The sequence below is a fragment of the Streptomyces sp. NTH33 genome, from assembly GCF_003236365.1.
Lineage (GTDB): Bacteria > Actinomycetota > Actinomycetes > Streptomycetales > Streptomycetaceae > Streptomyces.
The window spans coordinates 1-429 of record NZ_POTZ01001138.1 but is presented as its reverse complement, the minus strand read 5'-3'; the positions used below and the strand labels follow the sequence as shown (position 1 = coordinate 429).

1 pseudogene is annotated in these 429 nt (G+C 69.7%); it reads right to left on the bottom strand.

The features are described 5' to 3' along the window. Positions 1-149: 149 nt before the first annotated feature. Positions 150-429 (bottom strand): annotated as a pseudogene (locus C1I97_RS40560) (hypothetical protein); the annotation flags it as partial.

Below are 429 nucleotides of genomic sequence, written 5' to 3'. Positions count from 1 at the left end.
GTTTAGCATGGCGTGGCAGGCGCGTGGACCCTCGGGTAGTGGTCAGGTGTGGGCACCACGAGCCGGGTGCCCCCGGGGGGGCTGAGACCGGAACCCCGGCCCGATTACGGCGGGCCGGGGTTCTACACGGTTGGCCTCATGCGGCCGGCTCAGTCGTCGAACCCGTCGAAGTCGAAGTCCTCCTTGCCGTGGTGGCGGTGGATCACCCGGAAGCTGCCCACCACTCCGTCCTCGACGCGGACGCCCTTGGTGTGATGCACCTTGACGCCGTTCGCTTCGCTGTGGGGGCCGACCGTGGCGACGGGGGCGCCGTTGTCGCAGGTCGCCCCGCGGAAGAACTCGACGGTCCGCTTGCTGTCGTTGCGGATGTTGAAGCTCTTGGAGCCCAGGCCGCTCACCACGGTGATGCAGCCGTCCGGGCGGGCGGAG